This is a genomic window from Thioclava sp. F42-5 (genome assembly GCF_002213195.1).
GTDB classification, from domain to species: Bacteria; Pseudomonadota; Alphaproteobacteria; order Rhodobacterales; family Rhodobacteraceae; genus Thioclava; species Thioclava nitratireducens.
Genome location: NZ_NBNZ01000004.1, coordinates 39,430 through 59,221, shown reverse-complemented (window position 1 = coordinate 59,221; position 19,792 = coordinate 39,430). Strand labels below are relative to the sequence as shown.

20 protein-coding genes are annotated in these 19,792 nt (G+C 63.8%); 9 read left to right on the top strand and 11 right to left on the bottom strand.

All coding sequences use genetic code 11. From position 1 onward, the window contains the following. Window positions 1-2 precede the first annotated feature (2 nt). Both ccmE and argC read right to left on the bottom strand, forming a co-directional pair. Window positions 3-446 carry a cytochrome c maturation protein CcmE gene (ccmE, locus tag B6V74_RS11845; protein WP_078522044.1) on the bottom strand — a complete coding sequence of 148 codons (444 nt, stop codon included), beginning with the start codon at window positions 444-446 and terminating at the stop codon, window positions 3-5. Between the two features lie 63 nt (window positions 447-509). Next, complete coding sequence (gene argC, locus B6V74_RS11840; protein WP_088722899.1) at window positions 510-1,538, bottom strand: N-acetyl-gamma-glutamyl-phosphate reductase; 1,029 nt, start codon at window positions 1,536-1,538, stop codon at window positions 510-512. Window positions 1,539-1,641: 103 nt separating this feature from the next. Here argC and B6V74_RS11835 point away from each other — a divergent pair, with 103 nt between their 5' ends. Continuing rightward, complete coding sequence (locus B6V74_RS11835) at window positions 1,642-2,457, top strand: DUF805 domain-containing protein (RefSeq protein WP_146694548.1); 816 nt, start codon at window positions 1,642-1,644, stop codon at window positions 2,455-2,457. Window positions 2,458-2,478: 21 nt separating this feature from the next. On the opposite strand, the gene murI is transcribed toward B6V74_RS11835, so the two are convergent. The 3 genes from murI to B6V74_RS11820 all read right to left on the bottom strand — a co-directional run bounded on the left by murI (window position 2,479) and on the right by B6V74_RS11820 (window position 7,723). Further along, a complete protein-coding gene (gene murI / locus B6V74_RS11830; protein WP_088722898.1) occupies window positions 2,479-3,291 on the bottom strand; it encodes a glutamate racemase in 813 nt (270 codons plus the stop codon). Window positions 3,292-3,332: 41 nt separating this feature from the next. Then, window positions 3,333-4,235, bottom strand: a complete 903-nt coding sequence (locus B6V74_RS11825; RefSeq protein ID WP_088722897.1) for a lysophospholipid acyltransferase family protein — start codon at window positions 4,233-4,235, stop codon at window positions 3,333-3,335. A gap of 77 nt (window positions 4,236-4,312) precedes the next feature. Next, window positions 4,313-7,723, bottom strand: a complete 3,411-nt coding sequence (locus B6V74_RS11820) for an indolepyruvate ferredoxin oxidoreductase family protein (RefSeq protein WP_088722896.1) — start codon at window positions 7,721-7,723, stop codon at window positions 4,313-4,315. 157 nt (window positions 7,724-7,880) lie between these two features. Here B6V74_RS11820 and B6V74_RS11815 point away from each other — a divergent pair, with 157 nt between their 5' ends. The 7 genes from B6V74_RS11815 to grxD all read left to right on the top strand — a co-directional run bounded on the left by B6V74_RS11815 (window position 7,881) and on the right by grxD (window position 13,930). Beyond that, on the top strand, window positions 7,881-8,783 hold the full coding sequence (locus B6V74_RS11815) for a LysR family transcriptional regulator (RefSeq protein WP_075775795.1): 903 nt from the start codon (window positions 7,881-7,883) through the stop codon (window positions 8,781-8,783). A 110-nt stretch (window positions 8,784-8,893) separates the two neighbouring features. Further along, window positions 8,894-9,208, top strand: coding sequence for a hypothetical protein (locus B6V74_RS18785; RefSeq protein WP_168184223.1), 315 nt, complete (start codon window positions 8,894-8,896; stop codon window positions 9,206-9,208). A 1-nt stretch (window position 9,209) separates the two neighbouring features. Further along, entirely contained in the window at window positions 9,210-9,806 is a 597-nt protein-coding gene (locus tag B6V74_RS11810) for a hypothetical protein (protein WP_075775794.1), read from the top strand. Between the two features lie 142 nt (window positions 9,807-9,948). Continuing rightward, on the top strand, window positions 9,949-12,111 hold the full coding sequence (gene purL / locus B6V74_RS11805; RefSeq protein ID WP_088722895.1) for a phosphoribosylformylglycinamidine synthase subunit PurL: 2,163 nt from the start codon (window positions 9,949-9,951) through the stop codon (window positions 12,109-12,111). A gap of 101 nt (window positions 12,112-12,212) precedes the next feature. Continuing rightward, window positions 12,213-13,205: an FUSC family protein gene (locus B6V74_RS11800; RefSeq protein WP_168184222.1), complete on the top strand. Its 993-nt coding sequence runs from the start codon at window positions 12,213-12,215 to the stop codon at window positions 13,203-13,205. 80 nt (window positions 13,206-13,285) lie between these two features. Continuing rightward, window positions 13,286-13,528 (top strand): BolA family transcriptional regulator, encoded by a 243-nt coding sequence (locus B6V74_RS11795; protein WP_075775791.1) that lies wholly within the window; start codon window positions 13,286-13,288, stop codon window positions 13,526-13,528. Window positions 13,529-13,570: 42 nt separating this feature from the next. Then, the gene (gene grxD / locus B6V74_RS11790) at window positions 13,571-13,930 is read left to right on the top strand and encodes a Grx4 family monothiol glutaredoxin (protein ID WP_075775790.1); all 360 of its coding nucleotides are present in this window, start codon (window positions 13,571-13,573) and stop codon (window positions 13,928-13,930) included. Between the two features lie 101 nt (window positions 13,931-14,031). Here grxD and B6V74_RS11785 read toward each other — a convergent pair whose 3' ends face one another. The 3 genes from B6V74_RS11785 to B6V74_RS11775 all read right to left on the bottom strand — a co-directional run bounded on the left by B6V74_RS11785 (window position 14,032) and on the right by B6V74_RS11775 (window position 15,311). Beyond that, a complete protein-coding gene (locus tag B6V74_RS11785) occupies window positions 14,032-14,655 on the bottom strand; it encodes a DUF1523 family protein (RefSeq protein ID WP_088722893.1) in 624 nt (207 codons plus the stop codon). Between the two features lie 7 nt (window positions 14,656-14,662). Next, window positions 14,663-14,941, bottom strand: coding sequence for a hypothetical protein (locus B6V74_RS11780; RefSeq protein WP_077701075.1), 279 nt, complete (start codon window positions 14,939-14,941; stop codon window positions 14,663-14,665). A gap of 61 nt (window positions 14,942-15,002) precedes the next feature. Beyond that, window positions 15,003-15,311: a hypothetical protein gene (locus B6V74_RS11775; protein ID WP_088720448.1), complete on the bottom strand. Its 309-nt coding sequence runs from the start codon at window positions 15,309-15,311 to the stop codon at window positions 15,003-15,005. A 116-nt stretch (window positions 15,312-15,427) separates the two neighbouring features. Between B6V74_RS11775 and B6V74_RS11770 the strand changes: the two genes are divergently transcribed. Beyond that, window positions 15,428-16,708 carry an acetylornithine deacetylase/succinyl-diaminopimelate desuccinylase family protein gene (locus tag B6V74_RS11770; RefSeq protein ID WP_088722892.1) on the top strand — a complete coding sequence of 427 codons (1,281 nt, stop codon included), beginning with the start codon at window positions 15,428-15,430 and terminating at the stop codon, window positions 16,706-16,708. A 137-nt stretch (window positions 16,709-16,845) separates the two neighbouring features. Here B6V74_RS11770 and panC read toward each other — a convergent pair whose 3' ends face one another. The 3 genes from panC to B6V74_RS11755 form a co-directional block, all read right to left on the bottom strand. Next, a complete protein-coding gene (gene panC / locus B6V74_RS11765; protein WP_088722891.1) occupies window positions 16,846-17,685 on the bottom strand; it encodes a pantoate--beta-alanine ligase in 840 nt (279 codons plus the stop codon). Next, window positions 17,682-18,506, bottom strand: coding sequence for a 3-methyl-2-oxobutanoate hydroxymethyltransferase (panB, locus tag B6V74_RS11760; protein ID WP_240496991.1), 825 nt, complete (start codon window positions 18,504-18,506; stop codon window positions 17,682-17,684). The genes panC and panB overlap by 4 nt, the downstream gene beginning before the upstream one ends. Window positions 18,507-18,700: 194 nt before the next feature. Beyond that, complete coding sequence (locus B6V74_RS11755; RefSeq protein ID WP_341865719.1) at window positions 18,701-19,633, bottom strand: L,D-transpeptidase; 933 nt, start codon at window positions 19,631-19,633, stop codon at window positions 18,701-18,703. Window positions 19,634-19,792: the final 159 nt, after the last annotated feature.

The window sequence follows — 19,792 nt, the reverse complement described above, 5'->3', positions numbered from 1 at the left end:
GATCAGGAGGACGGGCCCTCGTAGACGCCCTGCTCCTTCAGCGCGTCGACGACTTCCTTGGGCATGTAGTTCTCGTCATGCTTGGCGAGGATTTCCGAGGCCACGAACGTATCCCCTTCCATCTTGCCCGTGCCGATCATGCCCTGTCCCTCTTTGAAGAGGTCCGGCAGGACGCCCGCGAATTTCACCGGGACGGTCGCGCCGCCATCGGTGACCTTGAATTCGATGACTTCGCCCTGACCGCGCTTGAGCGAGCCTTTCTCGACCAGCCCGCCGAGACGGAAGACTTCGCCGGGCTGCGGCGGCTCGGTGGCAAGCTGCGAAGGTGCACGGAAGAAGTTGATGCCGCTCCGCATCGAGTACCCGATCGTGCCGGTCGCGATCACCAAGGCCAGCGCAGCCACGCTGAGCACCTGGATACGACGTTTCTTCTTCAGACTCTTCATCTCTTCGCCTCCTGAGATGCCGTTTCGTCTACCTCACCGCGCCGGCCTTGCCATTGACGCGGATCAAGGGAAGACGGGGGCGAGCATCAGCCCTTCGCTTTCCTCCAGCCCGAGCATCAGGTTCGCGTTCTGGATCGCCTGTCCCGACGACCCCTTGCAGAGGTTGTCGATCGCGACGACCACGAGCGCGCGCCCGGGAATTCTGTCTCCTGATACACCAATATGGGCATAATTGGAGCCAGTTACAGACCTGGTGGACGGAACTGCGCCGAAAGGTAGCATTTCGATGAAGGTTTCTTCCGCATAGCGGTCGGCCAGCGCCTTGTAGACGCCCTCGGGCTCGCCCTTCACATAGGCGGAGGCAAGGATGCCGCGATTGAACGGCGCCAGATGCGGGGTGAACTGTACCATCACGGGGCGGCCCGCCAAGGCGCTGAATTCCTGATCGAATTCACCCAAGTGACGGTGCTTGCCGCCCTGCGAATAGGGCGCGACACCGCCCGACAGCTCTGCGTGCAGCAGGTTTTCCTTCAGCGACCGGCCCGCGCCGGAGACACCGTTCTTCAGATCGAGGATGATGTCGTCGAGATCAATCACGCCAGCTTCGATCAGCGGACGGATCGCAAATTGGCCCGCAGCGGCATTGCAGCCCGTGCCCGCCACCAGTCGCGCTTCGCGAATCGCATCGCGGTAGAACTCGGTCAGCCCGTAGACCGCCTCTTTTTGCAGCTCGACCGCAGCATGAGGCTTGCCGTACCACTTCTCGTATTCTGCAGGATCGCGCAGCCGGAAATCGGCCGAGAGGTCGACGATCTTCAGATCGCGCGGCAGCTCCTTGATGACTGCCTGCGAAGTCGCATGCGGCAGTGCGCAGAAGGCCAGATCGACATTCGAGAAGTCGATCTCTTCGATTTTCACCAGATCCGGCAGGCCCAGATGGCGCAGATGCGGGAACACGTCACCCATTGCCATGCCCGCCTTACGCTCGCCCGAGAGGGCCACGATGTCCATGTTCGGATGGGTGGCGATCAGCCGGACGAGTTCGGCGCCGGTATAGCCCGACGCGCCCAGAATCGCGATTTTCTTGGTCATTTGGTCCTCCGCGCTTGTCGCTCGGCTCTCCCTTACCCTAAGCTCACACTCAAATAAACTCCGTGTGAGACGGGGCGACGACCGACAGTGAACGAGGCAGGCCGTGGCAGAGCAGTGGTATTACGCCGATGGGAAGGATCCCGTCGGCCCGTTCCCCCCGGAACATATGATGGATATGGTGCGGGGAGGTCGTATCAAGCCCGAAACGATGGTTTGGCAGGACGGAATGGAGGGATGGGAGCCTGCGGGCGATCACTTCTTCCGGCGGCCGCCCGACACCTCGGCAACCGGCACCGATCCGCATAGCGGCGCGACGAATTACGCCGCCCGCATCGCACAGCGCCATCAGCAGGAGGGCAAGCTTTCCTCCGCCGATCCGCGTGCCTATGCCGAGGCCTCGATCGAACGCGACCGGACGCAGCGCGGGATCGGCTCGGACGGGCTTTACGAGGGGGCCCCCTCGCGCAGCTTCGTCGAGGCGATCAAGGTCTGTTTCCGGAAATACGCAACCTTCAAGGGTCGGGCGAGCCGTTCGGAATACTGGTGGTTCGCGCTCTTCGTCATGCTGGCGAGCATCATCGGCGCCATGGCCGAAGGCTCGATGGGCGAGGACGGCACGGCGATCAGCGCAGTGATTTCCATCGCGACGTTCCTGCCATCGATCTCGGCGCAGGTTCGACGCCTGCATGACACCGACCGCTCGGGCTGGTGGGTCGGCGGCTACCTTCTAGCTAGCGTGTTCGGCGGCCTCGTGATCGGGCTGACGGTCATGTCCTACGGCGTGCAGGACCCGGCAGCCATGGCGGGCATGTCGGCAGCGCTTCTCGCGATCTGGGGGATCGTGATGCTGGTCTGGGGCATCGCGCTCTTCGTGTTCATGGTCCAGCGCGGTACGCGCGGGCCGAACCGGTTCGGCTGAGGGCCACGACGATCAGGCGCCTCAGGCGGCCTCGAAGCGGATCGCGTAGCGCAGGAATTGCGTCGCGTGGCTCGAGACCGAGGCCGGATCGCCGGTGGTCAGGAATTTCGATTCCGTCCCCGAACCTTTGAACTCGGGTCGACGCTCCAGATAATCCGCGAGGCTCTCGGCCACGAGGTTGGCCTGGCTGTAGACGTCGACGTTCGGCCCCAGTGCTTCCTGGAAGGTCTTTTGCATCAGCGGGTAATGGGTGCAGCCGAGGATCGCTGCCTCGGGTTTCGGCATCCGACGCTTGAGCGCTTCGACATGGGATTTCACCAGCGCCTCGGCGAGGATTTCGTCGCCAGTCTCGATCGCATCGACCACACCGCCGCAGGGCTGCGCCTCAACATCCACGCCGATCGCGCGGAAGGCCAGTTCGCGCTGGAATGCGCGCGAGGCCACCGTCGCGGGCGTCGCGAACAGCGCCACGTGCTTCACCGCAACTTCGCGCGGCGGGGAGTTGTCGCCCCATTTGCGTTCGGTCAACGCTTCGATCATCGGTACGAAGACGCCCAGCACGCGCTTGCCCTCGGGGATCCAGGTCTCCTGCATCCGCTTGAGCGCGGCGGCCGAAGCCGTGTTACAGGCGAGGATCACCAGATCGCAGCCCTCTTCCCACAAACGCTCCACGCCCGCGCAGGTCAGGTTGAAGATGTCATCGGCATCGCGCACGCCGTAAGGCGCATGGGCGTTATCGCCGTAATAGCAAAAGGCCATATCCGGCAGCCGCCTGGCGCAGGCATCATAGACCGTCAGTCCGCCCAGACCTGAATCGAAAACGCCTACCGCCATGCTCGCGCCCCTTGCCCGTCCGGGCCGCACACGGACACCGGTCAGTTTCTGTATTTCGCCTCGAACTCGAAGCCATAGCCGTAGGACTTCAAGGGAGTCGGCGACAAGTCATACGTCGCACGGCGCAGGAAATCCATCATCTGTTTCGGACGCTCACGCAGCGGTGCGAGATCGGCCTGCGGGACCGGCTCACCCACGCAGAGCCGCACCGGACGATTGGCGTGACGTTTGAACTCGCGGATCATCAGCCCCATGCGCAGGCTGTAATGCAGATGGCTCGCCAGCTGGAACAGGCGACTGTTATGGCCCTCGAAGAAGACCGGCACCACGGTCGCATCGGATTTCGCGATCATCTTGGCGGTAAAATTGCGCCAACCCGGATCCATCGGTGCCCCGAAGGGCTTAGCGGCGGTCGAGACCGTGCCGCCCGGAAACACACCGATCGCGCCACCGTCGCCGAGGTAGCGCAGCGCCTCGGCGCGGGTGCGCAGGTTGGCCCTCGCTGCCTCTTTGGTTTCGGAGAAGTCCACCGGCAGGATGACCCGGTCGATCTCTTCGGCACGCTTGAAGACGTTATGGGCGAGGATACGGAAATCGCCGCGAATGCGCGACAGCAGCAGGCCCATGATCAGCCCGTCGAGAATGCCGTAAGGGTGGTTCGCGATCAGCACCAACGGCCCGGTCTGCGGGATATTGGCGAGCGCGCCGCGGGTCACCTCGATCTGCAGCCCGTAGCGCTCGGCCATCACCTGCCAGAAATCCGCACCTTGCGCGATGTCATGCTCGTAGCCGCGTGCTCGCCGGATCAACCCGATCCGCCCGGTCGCGTTCTCCATCGCGCGGATCAACACCCGCGCGCCTTTCGAGCGCGCGGACCAAGCATATGAGATTTCCTGTGTGGCGTGGCGGACAGGCATCCGGGGGGCCGTCGGGGTGGCGGTCATCTCGTACCTCCGCAACATGGGCTGGCTTCACTCTGCCAGCGCCATGTCACGAAGGTACGACACTCAGATGACAGCCCTCACTCGGCGGCCATTTTCTGCGGAGCGCCACCTGCGCGGAAAGCGGCGAGCAGTTCCTCGCGCCGCTTCGCCGCCATTTGCTCGGCCTGCGCCTTGACCGGGCCGAAACCGCGGATCGTCAGCGGCAATTCGGCCAGTTCGCGCGCGATCTCCATCGTGTCTGGCGTGACCTTGGGTAGCACTTCGGCCATGTCGGCCTCGTATTGCTTGATCAGCGCCCGCTCCATCTTGCGCTCCTCGGCATAGCCGAAAGGATCGAACGGCGTGCCGCGCAGCCCTTTCAGCTTCGCCAGAAGACGGAAGCCACGCTCCATGCCGGGGCCGAATTCACGCTTCTTCGGACGTCCGTCCGGGCCTTCCTTGGACAGGATCGGCGGGGCGAGATGGAAATGCATCTCGAAATCGCCCTCGAACTCGGCCCGCGCCTTTTCTGCCGTCGACAGATGCAGACGCGCGACCTCGTATTCGTCCTTGTAGGCCAGGAGCTTGTGATAGCCCTTCGCGACGGCCTCACGCAGCTCCGACGGCGCCTCGTCCACCAGCTTGCGGAAACGCTTGGCGAGCCGCTTGTTCTGGTAGTCGACGAGATGGTTGGCCCGGAACTCGACCGGATCGACCGGGGCCTGCACGACCTCCGCCGCCATCGCCTTCGCAGCCTCCTCCGGATAGGCCATCGCCCAGCGCCCCAGATTGAAGGCGCGCTTGTTCTCCTCGGGCTTTGCGCCGTTCAACTCGATCGCCCGGAAGATCGCCTCGAGGGTCAGCGGCACGTAGCCTTGCTGCCACGCAGCCCCCAGCACGACCATGTTCGAATAGATCGAGTCGCCCAGCATATGCCGCGCGAGTTCCGACGTGTCGGCAAAGGCCACCCGGTCATTCAGCCGCGCCTCGAGGCTCAGCCGAAGCTGTTCGCCCGGCAGGCGGAAGTCGCGGTTGCGGGTGAACTCGCCGGTGACGATCTCATGGCTGTTGATCACGGCGCCGGTGCGGCCCGTCGTCATGAGCCCCAGTGTCTTGGCACCGGCGGAGACCACCAGATCGCCCCCGATCACGCAATCGGCCTCGCCCACCGCGACGCGGATCGCCGAGATATCCTCGGGCTTGTTCGCGATGCGCAGGTGGATATGCACTGCCCCGCCCTTCTGGGCGAGACCGGCCATCTCCATCATGCCTGCGCCCTTGCCGTCGATATGGGCGGCCATCGCCAGCACCGCGCCGATGGTCACGACGCCCGTGCCGCCGACGCCGGTGATCACCACGTTATGGGTGCCGTCGATCGCGGGCAGCGTGGGCTCCGGCAGGTCCGGCAGGTCGAGCGCCTGCGCTTCCGCCTTCTTCACCTTCGCGCCGTGCAGCGTCACGAAGCTCGGGCAGAACCCGTCGAGGCAGCGGAAGTCCTTGTTGCAGGACGACTGGTCGATCGCGCGTTTGGTGCCCAGTTCGGTCTCTTCCGGCACGATGGAGACGCAGTTCGACTGAACCCCGCAATCGCCGCAGCCTTCGCAGACGTCGGTGTTGATGAAGACGCGCTTGTCCGGATCCGGGAACTTGCCGCGCTTGCGGCGGCGGCGTTTCTCGGCGGCGCAGGTCTGAACATAGATCAGCGCCGAGACGCCTTTCGTCTTCGCCAGCCGCTTCTGCACGTTCATCAGCTCGGCCCGTTCGACCTTCTCGACGCCAGCGGGGAAGGTGGACAGGTCCAGCTCTTCCTTCTCGTCATAGACCACCACGACCGGCTTCACGCCCATCGCCACGATTTCCGCCGCGATCTGCTGCGAGGTCAGGTCGCCCTCGTTCTCCTGCCCCCCGGTCATCGCGACCGCATCGTTGAACAGGATCTTGTAGGTGATGTTGGTGCCGGCTGCCAAAGCCGCCCGGATCGCCTGCGCGCCCGAGTGGTTGTAGGTGCCGTCGCCAAGGTTCTGGAACATATGCTCACGCGTCGAGAACGGGGCCTCGCCGACCCAGTTCACGCCCTCGCCGCCCATATGGGTGAAACCTTCCGTGTTCCTGCCCATCCACTGCACCATGTAGTGACAGCCGATCCCGGCATAGGCGCGCTCGCCCTCGGGCACCTTGGTCGAACTGTTATGCGGGCAGCCCGAGCAATACCATGGCGTACGGGTCGCGATCTCAGGGGCGTTGTCTGCGCGTTGGGCGGCTTCGATCTTGGCGATACCCGCCTTGATCGCGTCGGTCCCGCGGCCTTCCTCGATGAAGATATCGCCCAGCTTGCGCGCGATCATCACCGGGTCGAGCGCGTAGCGCGTGGGGAACAGCTCCACCTGGCGGCCGTTCTTCCATGTGTCGCCCTTGTGCCAGCCATAGACGCGACGGCCACGACGGTCGTCGAAGATCGCTTCCTTGACCTGCACCTCGATCAGCTTGCGTTTTTCCTCGACGACGATGATCAGCTCCAGCCCCTCGGCCCATTCGTGGAAGCTCTCCATGTCGAGCGGGAAGGTCTGGCCGATCTTGTAGGTGGTAATGCCGAGCCGTTCGGCCTCTGCCTCGTCGATCCCCAGCAGCGAGAGCGCATGGGTCAGGTCGAGCCAATTCTTGCCCGCAGCGACCAGACCGATCTTCGCGCCGGGTTTACCCCAGACGCGATTGTCGATGCGGTTCGCGCGCGCGAAAGCCTCTGCCGCGTAGCGCTTGAAGTCGATCATCCGCGCTTCCTGAGCCACCGGAGTGTCGCCCAAGCGAATGTTCAGCCCGCCTTCGGGCATCTTGAACTCGGGGATCACGAAGTGTTGACGGAAGGGATCGCCATCGACGACTGCAGTCGCCTCGACCGTATCCTTCATCGTTTTCAGACCGACCCAGACTCCGGCAAAACGGCTCAATGCATAGCCATAGAGCCCGAAAGCGAGGATTTCCTGCACGCCTGCGGGCGACAGCACCGGCATGTAGGCATCGACCATCGCCCAGTCGGACTGGTGCAGCACGGTCGAGGACTCACCGGTATGGTCGTCGCCCATCGCCATGAGGACGCCGCCGTGTTTCGACGTGCCCGCCATATTGGCGTGACGCATCACGTCGCCCGAGCGATCTACGCCCGGACCTTTGCCGTACCAGAGGCCGAAAACGCCGTCATACTTGCCTTCGCCACGCAATTCCGCCTGCTGCGAGCCCCACAGCGCGGTGGCCGCGAGGTCTTCGTTCAGGCCCGGCTGGAAGCGAACGTCGCTCTCTTCGAGCACGGTCTTGGCGCGCGCCATCTGCAAATCGACAGCGCCCAGCGGCGAGCCGCGATAGCCTGTCACATAGCCGGCCGTATGCAGCCCCGCCGCCTTGTCGCGTGCGGCCTGAGCCAGAACCAGACGCACCAAAGCCTGCGTCCCGTTCAGCAAAACCGGAGATTTCGTTAGGTCGAACCGATCCGCTAGGGATATTTCTTGCCTTCCCATTAAGCACCTCCCCTTGCTAACTGGGCATGAAGACATGGTAGGTCATAATATCTGACCTAGAAAGCGGAAAATTGTTACTTAGCGGTTTCGTAAATCCTCGAGATTAATGTAAAGAAACTTGCGCGGAACAGCAGATGATACAGCGAAAGTGACCTTGATGGATTGGGACAAGCTCAGAATCTTCCACGCAGTGGCCGATGCGGGGTCTTTGACTCATGCCGGCGATGCGCTGCACCTGTCTCAATCTGCCGTGAGCAGACAGATCCGGGCGCTCGAAGAGGCGCTTGGAACGACTCTGTTTCACCGCCACGCCCGCGGACTGATTCTCACCGAGCAGGGGGAGTTGCTGTTCGAGGCCACCTCCTCGATGGCGAAAAAGCTCGACAGCGCCTCCGCACGCATCCGTGACAGCGAAGAAGAAGTCTTCGGCGAGCTGCGCGTGACGACCACGACGGGCTTCGGCACGCTCTGGCTCGCGCCGCGCCTGACGAAGCTTTACGAGAAATATCCCGATCTGAAGATCGACCTCATGCTGGAGGAGCGGGTGCTCGACCTGCCGATGCGCGAGGCCGACGTCGCCGTTCGCATGAAAGAGCCCGCGCAGGCCGACCTGATCCGCAAGCGTCTGCTGAACATCCGTATGCGGCTTTACGCGACCTCCGAGTATCTCGCGAAATGGGGTGCCCCCGAGAAGATCGAAGATCTTCGCAAGCATCGCCTGATCTGCCAGACCCCCCGCACACCGCAGGTACAGGCCGGTGCCCAGCTTGCGCGGCAGGTGCTGGCCTTCGATCAAAGCTCGACGCTGACGGTGAACAACTACTTCGGCGTATTGCAGGCCGTGCTGAACCATATCGGCATCGGCATCCTCCCCGACTACCTGACCGCAGATTTCAACGATCTGCAGCGCGTGCTGCCTGATCTGGAATCGGTCGAGATTCCGATCTTCCTCGCCTACCCGGAAGAGCTGCGCTCCTCGCGCCGCGTGACCGCGTTCCGCGACTTCATTCAGGAAGAGATCACCAACTATCGGCGCTTCCAGGCAGGCGATTCAGCCTAGGGTTGCAGCGCGACTTTACCGCAACGCATACCGGCCATGATGCATTCGCAGCATGTTTTCCCTTGATGCGTTAACAAACTGCCCATAAATGAGGCTCAGAAGGGTTGGCCGTGCCGAAAGGCGCAGCACCTTCTACCTCCCTGTTGGACTTTGGCCGAGCTTTGCTCGGCCTTTTTTTTGCCCGACGCCCGGATGCGGTTTTCACGCACGGCGCGAGAGCCCCCGACATCAGCCTCGGTCTCACGAAATTTCACGCTGACGCGACCGCGCAAGCCCCGCGCTACGCACAGCTATCCCCTTCGGTTCATTTAAAAATCCGCGATGTCACTCACAATTATTTCAGTGAACTTTCGACGATTCCACCCCGTTTCCTCCCCGACGCCGACAACGGCGCAGGATTTGGTAACCAGTTGAAAGGATACTGATATGACCACGACGAAAAACATCTTTGCCGCTTCGACCGCTCTTCTGGGTGCGATGACTATCGCAGGCTCGGCTTCGGCCCTCGACCTGACGAAGATCCCGTCCACCAACAACAACGACGGCCAGTATTACGGTATCGCCGATTATCGCACCGGCACCGTTCCGGGAGAGACTTCGTCGATGGGCACCCCGCCCGCCGTCACCTCGTCGAACACCTACGCATCGACCGATCAATACGGCATCACCGACGTGAAGACCGGCACCGCCGAGTTCGCGAACACCTCGATGGGGTCGGACATGATTCCCGCGCAGCGCCAGCTGACCGATCAAGCCGGCATCACCGGCCTGAAGACCGCGGCCAACGCGGAGGACAAGGCGATGAGCGCCGATGGTAACGTGATCGGCATGATCGAGAAGGTCGAGTCGCATGACGGCTACGACACCATCTATGTCCGCACCTCGCCGAAGCTCGACACCACCGTGTCGCTCTTCAAGGTCAACGTGCCGAAGGACGCCGCTGCGAACGGCGAGGTCAAGCTCGGCTGGACCGTCTCGGAACTGCTGACCAACCTCGAGACGCAAGTGGACATGCGCTCGTAAGCCGGACGTACCACGACAAGACGCTTTCACGACGCGGGGCCTTCGGGCCTCGCGTTTTTTCTTTCCGCAACGTCCGGCCTCTCTTTTCCCCCTGCACATATTGGCCTAATAGGGGCGGCGAAGCCGATGCCGGAGGATCCTCATGAACGAGCCGCAGATCACGCCTGATCTCATCGCAGCCCATGGCCTGAAACCCGACGAGTACGACCGGATCCTCGAGATCATCGGACGCGAGCCGACTTTCACCGAGCTCGGGATCTTCTCGGCGATGTGGAACGAGCATTGCTCCTACAAGTCGTCGAAGAAATGGCTGCGCACGCTGCACACCGAGGGCGATCAGGTCATCTGCGGTCCGGGCGAGAATGCGGGTGTCGTCGATATTGGCGACGGGCAGGCCGTGGTCTTCAAAATGGAGAGCCACAACCACCCCTCCTACATCGAACCGCACCAAGGCGCCGCGACTGGCGTCGGCGGCATCCTGCGCGATGTGTTCACCATGGGCGCGCGTCCGGTGGCCGCAATGGACAGCCTGAGCTTCGGTATGCCCGACCACCCGAAAACCTCCCATGTCGTCAAAGGCGTGGTCGAGGGCGTGGGCAGCTACGGTAACTGCTTCGGCGTTCCGAATGTGGGCGGCGAAGTGCGTTTCCATCCCTCCTATAACGGCAACTGCCTCGTGAACGCCTTCGCGGCGGGCTTGGCCGATGCTGACAAGATCTTCTACTCCGCCGCGTCCGGCATCGGCATGCCGGTCGTCTACCTCGGTGCGAAGACGGGTCGCGACGGCGTCGGCGGCGCGACGATGGCCTCGGCCGAGTTCGACGACACGATCGAGGAAAAGCGCCCCACCGTTCAGGTCGGCGACCCCTTCACCGAGAAATGCCTGCTGGAGGCCTGCCTCGAGCTGATGCAGACCGGCGCGGTGATCTCGATTCAGGACATGGGGGCCGCGGGCCTGACCTGTTCCGCGGTCGAGATGGGCGACAAGGGCGGCCTCGGCGTGCAGCTCAACCTCGACGCGGTGCCGCAGCGCGAAGCCGCGATGACCGCCTATGAGATGATGCTGTCGGAGAGCCAGGAGCGGATGCTCATGGTCCTCAACCCCGAGAAGGAAGACATCGCCCGCGAGATCTTCGAGAAGTGGGATCTCGACTTCGCCATCGTCGGCGAGACCATCGCGGAAGACCGCTTCCTGATCGTGCATGGCAACGAGGTGAAAGCCGACGTGCCGCTGTCGAAACTGTCCTCGGAAGCGCCCGAATACGATCGTCCCTGGGTCGAGACGCCCGTCGCGACCGCGGGCGAAGCGCTGCCCGAAATCGGTGCTATCGATGCGCTCAAGAAACTGATCGGCTCGCCGAACTACGCGCACAAGTCGTGGGTCTATGAGCAATACGACACGCAAGTGATGGGCGACACGGTGCGCCGCCCGGGTCTCGGCGCAGGCGTCGTGCGCGTGCACGGCACCGACAAGGCGCTGGCCTTCACCGCCGACGTGACCCCGCGCTACGTAAAGGCGAACCCGTTCGAGGGCGGCAAGCAGGCGGTGGCCGAAGCCTACCGCAACCTGACGGCCGTGGGCGCGAAACCCCTCGCCTCGACCGACAACCTGAACTTCGGCAACCCGGAGAAGCCGGAGATCATGGGCCAGTTCGTGGGTGCGATCAAAGGCATCGACGCCGCCGTGCGCGCACTCGACATGCCGATCGTGTCGGGCAACGTCTCGCTTTACAACGAGACCGACGGCACCGGCATCCTGCCAACCCCGACCATCGGCGCGGTCGGTCTGCTGAGCTCGCTCGACGAGTTGATCGCGGGCCTACCGACGGCGGGCGACGTGGCGATGGTGATCGGCGAAACCAAGGGCCATCTCGATCAATCCGCGCTCGCCTTCGAAGCCTTCGGGATCGAGTCGGGTGACGCGCCGGCAGTCGACCTCGACGTCGAGAGACGCAATGGCGAGTTCCTCCGCGAGAACCGCGCGCTGGTCAAAGGCGCAAGCGATCTCTCGGACGGAGGCCTCGCGCTCGCGGCTTTCGAGATGGCGGAGGAAGCCGGTCTGGGTGTCACGCTTGAAGCTGGCGACATCGCGACGCTCTTCGGCGAGGATCAGGGGCGTTACCTCGTGGCCTGCTCCTTCGATCAGGCCGAGGCGCTGATGGTCGCCGCCCGCCGCGCCGAGGTGCCGCTTTACACCGTGGGTCGTTTCGGCGGGGACACGGTTAGCTTCGGCTCGGAGAGCGCCCCGCTGGAGGAGCTGTCGACCCTCTATCGCAGTGCGTTCAAAGCGGCGATCGACGCCTGAGTTCTGTGATCTGACGCAGAGCGGACATGCACGCCGGGCGGTTTCTTGCCGCCTGCGCACAGACTAGTATCGCCGCGACACACCGATTTCAGGTTCCCGCTTTGACCAGCTCCACCCTTGCCTATGCCGCCCGGCTGTTCCTCGCCGCGACGCTCGCCCTGACCGTTGCGCGGTTGCTCGGGCTGACCAATGTCTACTGGGCGGCGATGCCGGTCTGGGTGGTAATCCAGCCCCATCGCGAAGACATGGCGCTGCGCGCGGTGCTGCGGGTTGTGGGCACCTTGGTCGGGGCAGCAATCGGGATCGCCGCGCTTCGCTGGCTGCCAGTGCCGGGAATTGCGCTGACCGTGGCGCTGACGGCGGCCGTGGGCGTGGGGATCGCCTACCGGATCGGGACGCATTGGGCCTATGGCTTCACGCTGATGGCGATCACGGTCGGCGTTGTGGTGATGCCCGCGCTCGGCATGGGGGCGGAGGCAATCCCGCTCGCACTCGACCGGGTCGCCTGCACGCTTCTGGGCGTCATCTCGGTGACGGCGGTGAACTGGCTCTTCACGCCCGCCCGTCGCGCGCCGATGCCGCCGCGCCCGAACCCGCATTTCATACAGCAGCTTTGGCTGCGCATGGCGGCGGTGGCGGCGCTCACGGGCGCGGCCACGCTGATCGACGCCCATTTCCCCCACCCCGCCGCGACGGCAGCTGCATTGTCGGTGATCGTCTTCTCCTCGGTGCTGGGCTCCATGCCGAATCCGCGCCCCGCCGTGCGCTTCCTGGTGCCCGGCGTCGCGCTTGGCGTCCTCGCCGCCGTCGCCTATCGCGGGCTGACCCACCTGTCGGGCGGCGATCAGACCGAGTTCCTGATACTCGCCTTCGCCTTCATCGCGGGCGGTGCGCTACTGCGCGCCCATCCCCGGACCACGCTGTTGGGGATCGACATCAACATGTGTTTCCTACTGGCCGGAGAAGTCGGCGCGCCGGGTCATTCCCTGCAAGTGACCGCCGCCGGAGCCGCCGCGATGTTCACCGGCAGCGTCGTCATCGCGACGCTCATGTTCTACCTGTCGCGGCTGCACCCGCCAGCGGCCACCGCATAAGCTCGCACCGCCCCGCGCATCCCCTTGCAGCCAGCCGCCGCGCCACTTAAGTTTGCGGCAAAGGACGAGGAGCCCTATTTATGGCAATGGAAGCCCATGACATCGAAGCCCTGATCCGGGCCGAATTCCCCGATGCCAAGATCACGATCACTGATCTCGCCGGGGATGGAAATCATTGGGCAGCGGAGGTCATTGACGAGAGCTTCCGCGGCAAGAACCGAGTCCAGCAACAGCGCGCGGTCTATGCCGCGCTCAAAGGGGCGATGGACGGGCCGAACGGGGTGCTGCACGCGCTCGCACTGACCACCAAGGCGCCCGAGTGATTTCACACGCGTCCCGAGCCGGGACGGAGAAAGGATTAAGCGATGAACGCGCAAGACCAGATCGCCCAGCAAATCTCCGAGAATGACGTCGTTCTCTTCATGAAGGGCACCAAGGACATGCCGCAATGCGGGTTTTCGAGCCGCGTCGCGGGCGTGCTCAACTTCATGGGCGTGACCTACAAGGACGTCAACGTGCTGGCGGATCAGGACATCCGTCAGGGCATCAAGGACTATTCGGACTGGCCGACCATCCCGCAGCTCTACGTCAAAGGCGAGTTTGTCGGCGGCTGCGACATCATCACCGAGATGACCCTCTCGGGTGAACTGGATCAGCTCTTCGAGACCAAGGGCGTGAGCTTCAACAAGGAAGCTGCCGAGCAGATCCGCGCCGCCAACGCCTGAGCGCGGATCAAATACCTATCGAAAGCCCCGCCAGTGGCGGGGCTTTCGCGTTTCAGCGTCGGTCTGAGTTGGGTGCCGCCCGGCGGCCCTGAAACTCCGTCTCACTTGCGTCCGATGAAGCGGTCGAACCAACCCTTCGCACCTTCCTCGGCATCGTCCCAGGCTTCGCCCGCCTCCTCGAAAAGCGGATCGATCGAGCGCTGACGGAACTGCCGCCACATCGCGCGGATCGTCAGGACGATGATGACGAGCAGCGTCAGGATGATGATATTCGCCCAAGGGATAATGCGCGTATCGGGAGCGGGCAAGACCTTCAGCCCGACCGCATTCGGAAAGATCGTCAGCCAGCGCGAGCGCCAGCCATAGCGCGTGACCGACACCCAGATCGGATCGGCAGAGGTCGAGATCAGCGACTCGGCCTGTGCCTGCAAATCCGAACTGTCGAGCTTGAAATAGGGCGGCCACCCCCAGCCGGTATCTTCGTTGCGAAAGACCAGCGTCTTGCCGTTCGGGCGCACCGTGTTGATGAAGCGCACATCGCGGCTCGTGGCGTTCGCAGTGCCTACATCGGGCGCGGCCCAGAAGATCGAGTTCTCGCCGAAGTCGATCCGGCGCACCTCGGTGCCGACGATCCGCACGATGTCATGGCGTGGCAGGTTGTAATGCAGGAACACGGCGGCGAAGCCGATCACGACCAGCCAGAAGCCCCATTTCACGTAACGCATCGCACCCTCACCTGTAATTCATCAGATAGACAATCAGCCCGACCACGACGATCGGCAGGACATAGACCAGCCAGATCAGCTTGCGCAGCAGACTTTTCTCGTAGTCTCGCATCCCGGCCTCGACGTAAGCCTCGCGTGTGGTCTCGGCCCGACCCTCGGCTGCGGCCTCGTTCCAATCCTCTTCCAGCGCCTCGCGCCGGACCGACCGGGCATAGAGACGCACCAGCCAGAACAGGACCGTCAGTACGATCAGGCCGAATATCGCCAGTCGGATGAAGGCCAGCATCGCGCGCCCTCCTTGCCCCTCGCTGTCGCAAGCCTAGGCCGCGGCGGCGGGCTTGACCAGATCAGCCTTTGCGGCGCGCCATGCCGAGCCGGATCAGCTTGATCACGATCGCGGAGGCCGCGACCGGGATCAGCGCCATCACGTAGGTCGCGGCGAACATCTGCCGCGGCACGTAGCCGTTCGAGCAGCTCGCCGTGTCAGAGAAGAAATGCAGCACGAAGCCCGCGCCGCAGGCGGTGCCGGTCATGTAGAAGGCAGGCACGATCATCGCCACAGGCACCAATGCCAGAAGCTTCGCCCAGTCGTATTTCGAAAGCCACCCTCCGACCGCGATGCAGAGCACGAGCGCGAAGGCCAAGAACAGGTTCATCCGGTCCCTCCGTAGGATTTTGTCCCGCAATAGCGCGCGCCGTCCGCGAAAGCCACGTGTTTTCAGTCCAGCTGTTTTCGCTTGGCCCGCCGCGCCGAGCGGCGCTAGCCTTGGGTATGGACCTTGCCACTCGCCTCAAGACCGCAATCGAAGCCCGCCGCGACGCGTTGATCGCGCTGACGCAGGCCTTGATCCGTATCCCGACGCTGAACCCGCCGGGACGCAATTACCGCGAAATCTGCGAATATCTTGCCGAGCGTCTCTCCGAACGCGGGTTTGCGACCGAGATGATCCGCGCCCGTGGCGCGCCCGGCGACAGCGAGTCCTATCCGCGCTGGAACCTCGTCGCCCGCTTCGAGGGCGCGCGCCCCGGCGACTGCGTGCATTTCAATTCACATCACGACGTGGTCGAGATCGGCCATGGCTGGACCCGCGATCCGTTCGGCGCCGAGATCGCCGGCGACCGCATCTACGGGCGCGGCGCCTGCGACATGAAGGGCGGGCTGGCGGCCTCGGTGATCGCTGCAGAGGCCTTCCTCGACACCTGCCCCGACTTCAGGGGCAGCATCGAGATTTCCGTCACTGCCGACGAGGAATCGGGCGGCTATGGCGGCGTGGCCTATCTGGCCGAGCAGGGCCGCTTCGAGCCCGCCCGCGTGCAGCATGTCATCATCCCCGAGCCGCTGCACAAGGACCAGATCTGCCTCGGCCATCGCGGCGTCTGGTGGGCCGAAATCGAAACCCATGGCCGCATCGCGCATGGCTCGATGCCCTTCCTCGGTGACAGCGCGATCCGCCATATGAGCGCCGTTCTGAGCGAGATGGAGGAGACGCTCTATCCGCTCCTTCTGGGCAAGCATACCGAGATGCCCGTGATCCCCGAAGGCGCGCGCGCCTCGACACTGAACGTCAATTCGATCCATGGCGGCGCGCCGGAAGAGGAGGCCGATTACACCGGCCTTCCCACGCCTTGTGTCGCCGATCGCTGCCGCATCGTAATCGACCGCCGCTTTCTGATCGAGGAAGACCTTGCCGAGGTAAAGGCCGAGATTGCGGACCTGATGGAACGCGTGAGGGCGCAGCGCCCGAGCTTCCGATACGAAATCCGCGACCTCTTCGAAGTGCAGCCCACGATGACCGACAAGGGCGCGCCCATCGTGCGCTCCACCGCCGCCGCGATCGAGGCTGTGCTGGGCCGCGAGGCGGCGTATGTCGTCTCGCCCGGTACCTATGACCAGAAACACATCGACCGCATCGGCCGGCTGCAGAATTGCATTGCCTACGGGCCGGGCCTTCTGGAACTCGCCCATCAGCCCGACGAATGGGTCGGCATCGAGGATATGACCGACAGCGCGAAGGTCATGGCGCTGGTTCTGGCGGAACTGCTGGGTTCTTAGGGGCGCTGCCCCTCGGCGCGTGCCGCGCCTCACCCCGGGATATTTCAACCAAGGCGAAGCAGGATCACCCGGCCTTCGGGCTTGTCCAAGCATCCCGGGGGGCGACGTAGTCGCGGGGGCAGCGCCCCCTCGAGATATCAGACCGCGATATTGTCGATCAGACGCACATCGCCGAGCCAGATCGCGGCCAGCATCCGCGTCGGTTGCGACAGATCCGCCGCGGGCTTCAGCCCGTCGACCGTGCGCAGCTCGAGGTAATCGAGTTCCCCAAAGCCCGCTTCCTTCAACTCGGCTTTCGCATCGTTGAGCGCGCCTTCGACCGGCACGCCGTCGCGGATCTTCGCGGCCGCCTCCTGCATCACCTTATGCAGACGCGGCGCCAGTGCTCGCTCCCGAGCGGTCAGCCGCACATTGCGCGAGGACATTGCCAGACCGTCCTCTTCGCGGATGGTCGGGCAGCCGATGATGCGGATCGGCATGTTGAGATCGCGGGTAAGCTGCTGGACCACCTGCAATTGCTGCCAATCCTTCTCGCCGAAGAATGCGCGCCCCGCCTGCGTCATGCCGAAGAGCTTCGAGCAGACCGTCGCCACGCCATCGAAATGGCCCGGCCGGAAGGCGCCCTCGAGCGGCTCGGTGATACCCGACACGGACACGGTGGTAGAGAACCCGTCGGGATAGACCTCGTCCACACCGGGCGCGAAGAGCACGTCGACCCCTTCCGTTTCCAGAAGCGCCAGATCCTGTGCCTCGTCGCGCGGGTATTTGTCGAGATCCGAGGCGTTGTTGAACTGCATCGGGTTCACGAAGACCGTCACGATCACGCGGTCCGATTGCTTGCGCGCGGCGCGGGCGAGGCTGAGGTGGCCGTCATGCAGCGCGCCCATCGTCGGCACCACGCCGACCAGCATCCCCGAGCGCTTCCACGCCGCCACCTTTTCGCGCAGTTCAGCGGCCTTGCGGATCACCTGCGTCATTTCTTCACCTCATCGGCGAAGCTGTGCTCGGCTGCCGGGAAGCTGCGATCACGTACTTCGGCTGCGTAATCGGCGACGGCGGCTTCGGCTTCCTGACCGAGCTGGCCGAAACGCTTGACGAATTTCGGTTTGAAATCGGTGAAGAGGCCCAGCATGTCATCGACCACCAGCACCTGCCCGTCGCAGCCGGCGCCCGCGCCGATGCCGACAGTGGGGATAGCGACCATCTCGGTGATCTCGTCGGCCAGCCCCTGCGGCACTTTTTCCAGCACCACCGAGAACGCCCCCGCGTCGGCAACCGCCTTCGCATCCTTGACCAGACGCGCCCGGCTGTCGCCGCGGCCCTGCACCTTGTAGCCACCCAGCGTGTTCACCGATTGCGGGGTCAGCCCGATATGGGCCTGCACCGGGATACCGCGCGCAGTCAGGAAAGCGATGGTCTCGGCCATATGCGCCCCACCTTCGAGTTTCACTGCCCCCGCGCCGGTCTCGGCCATCAGCCGCGACGCGTTGCGGAACGCCTGCGCCGGGCTTTCCTCGTAGGAGCCGAAGGGCATGTCGATCACCATCAGCGCGTTAGACAGACCGCGCGCCACGGCCTTGCCGTGGAGGATCATCATTTCCATGGTGACGCCCAGCGTCGAAGGGAGTCCGTGGAGCACCATGCCCACCGAGTCGCCGACCAGCACGAGATCGCAATGGCTGTCGACCAGCTTCGCAATCGGCGTGGTGTAGGCGGTCAGGCAAACGATCGGCGCGCCGCCCTTCATCGCGAGAATATCTGCGGGCATCTTCTGCCGCGTGGTTCCGGTGACGCTCATGGCATCCTCCTGATCTGCTTGCGCGCGAGTCCTAGCGTCACCCGGCCCGCAAGGAAAGACGTGAACGCGCAAACGCTGCGACATCGGGCGCGTCGCGCATGATTTTGCCCCGCTCGCGAAAAGACCGAGCCCCCATGAAAAACGGCGCGAGGTTGCCCCACGCGCCGCAGATTTCTTGTCCAAGATCGGTTCGATCAGTTGTTGCTATCGACACAGGTGCCGGTGCCGGAATAGCCGCAATCGACAGTGGAGTTGGCATTCTCTCCCGAGCCGCCGACCTCTTGGGCCATCGCGACCGAAGCCTGGTGCTGTTCCTCTTCGACTTTCTTCTGATCGGGAATCCGGCCCGCTTTCCACGCGGCCTCGTCTTCGTTGATCGCCACCTGATTATAGGCGGAGACCACGTAGCCCGAATGCAGCTGCACCACGGGCCCTTCCATCTCGAGGCTTTCGGCGCGGCTGCGAACCTTCACCGGCGTGCCCTTCGGCACTTTCGAGAACAGGTCGATGATGTCCTGGTTGAAGAGGCGGATACAACCGGCCGAGGTGGCACGACCGATCGAGGACGGGTCCATCGTGCCGTGAATCCGGTAATAGGTATCGCGGTTGCCCTGGTAAAGATAAAGCGCGCGCGCCCCCAGCGGGTTGTCCAGACCGCCCGGCAGACCGTCTTTCAGCGGCCCGTAGAGGTCGGGATCTTCCTGGATCATGTTCTGGGTCGGCGTCCAGCTCGGATATTCCTGCTTGCGCTCGATCGTGGCGCTGCCCGAGAAAGTCTTGCCATCGCGGCCCACGGCGATGCCGTAGCGCTCTGCCTTACCCGGCTCGGTGATGTAGTAGAGGAAGCGCGCATAAGGATCGACGACGATCGTCCCGACGGCCTCGGGCCCGTGATAGGGCACGATCTGACGGCGGTTGCGCTCAACCAAATACTTCGGATTGATCGCCGGGATGGTTTTCCCGTCATCTTCGCGCGCCTGATATTCCGAGGGCACGGCCTTCGTCGACTGGGTCGGTTGCGCGTAGCGCTGTTCCGGCGCACTCGCGCAGGCAGCCAAGATGCCAGCCAGCCCGAAGAGCATGGCCGGTCGGATCGCGCGTTTGAGCGTCGAATAACTCGCGGTCACTTGCAATATTCCTGTCTCTTTTTCGGTGGGCCTTGTGCCCGGTTCCGTCATTCAAGGGGCTAGATAGGGGAAAGTTCCCTCCACTCACACTCACATGAATGTGATCAGGGCGACTCCGGCAGATTCCTGCCCCCTTGATTTTCCGCGCGTGCAAGCGGA